The organism is Pseudomonas sp. P5_B2 (genome assembly GCF_056400445.1).
The window spans coordinates 1-1,020 of the sequence record NZ_JBFULH010001091.1; the positions used below are offsets into that span (position 1 = coordinate 1).

Sequence of the window (1,020 nt, forward strand, 5' to 3'; positions counted from 1 at the left end):
CTGCTTCTCGGAACCCTGCCAGAAGGCGGTAATAGCAGCAGAAGTAATGGTAATACCACGCTCCTGCTCCTGAACCATCCAGTCTGTGGTCGCGGCGCCGTCATGCACCTCGCCCATCTTGTGACTTTTGCCAGTGTAAAAAAGGACGCGCTCGGTGGTGGTGGTTTTACCAGCATCCACGTGTGCAACGATACCAATGTTACGGTAGCGATTAATCGGTGTTGTACGAGCCATAAAGCCCTCGCAAAATTAGTGACGCTAAAATTAGAAGCGGTAGTGCGAGAAAGCCTTGTTGGCTTCAGCCATACGGTGCACGTCTTCACGCTTCTTAACTGCAGCACCTTTACCTTCAGCGGCGTCCAACAGTTCGCCAGCCAAACGCAGAGCCATAGACTTCTCGCCGCGCTTGCGGGCGAAGTCTACCAACCAGCGCATTGCCAGAGCGTTACGACGGGACGGACGAACTTCGACCGGAACCTGGTAAGTAGCACCGCCTACACGGCGCGACTTTACTTCGACCAGCGGAGCGATGGCGTCGAGAGCTTTCTCGAAGATTTCCAGGGGATCGCTGTTCTTGCGTTCTTTAACTTTTTCCAGCGCGCCATAAACGATACGTTCGGCAACGGCTTTCTTGCCGCTTTCCATTACGTGGTTCATGAACTTGGCCAGGATCTGGCTGCCGTATTTTGGATCGTCAAGCACTTCGCGCTTGGCTGATACGCGTCTTCTTGGCATGGATAAGCCCTCAAACGGTCTTCAGGTTCGCTCGGAATCGGTGCCCGTACGGGACGCCTCCGACCTTACTCTTATCGACTCAGAAAAATAGAAAATCAGTTTTTACAAAAAGCCGCTACTACTTAGGCTTCTTGGTACCGTACTTCGAACGACCCTGGTTACGACCTTTAACGCCGGAAGTATCCAAAGAACCGCGTACGGTGTGGTAACGAACACCTGGCAAGTCTTTTACACGACCGCCGCGGATCAGCACCACGCTGTGCTCTTGCAGGTTGTGGCCTTCAC

At 53.3% G+C, this 1,020-nt stretch carries 2 protein-coding genes and 1 pseudogene; all 3 read right to left on the minus strand.

Annotated elements, in window-relative coordinates; genetic code table 11:
• Nucleotides 1-234 (minus strand): GTP-binding protein (locus AC1DRJ_RS29380; RefSeq protein WP_477805215.1); only part of this gene is annotated, 234 nt, incomplete at its 3' end.
• Between the two features lie 30 nt (nucleotides 235-264).
• Nucleotides 265-735 carry a 30S ribosomal protein S7 gene (gene rpsG / locus AC1DRJ_RS29385; RefSeq protein WP_477805216.1) on the minus strand — a complete coding sequence of 157 codons (471 nt, stop codon included), beginning with the start codon at nucleotides 733-735 and terminating at the stop codon, nucleotides 265-267.
• 118 nt (nucleotides 736-853) lie between these two features.
• Nucleotides 854-1,020 (minus strand): annotated as a pseudogene (gene rpsL, locus AC1DRJ_RS29390) (30S ribosomal protein S12); the annotation flags it as partial.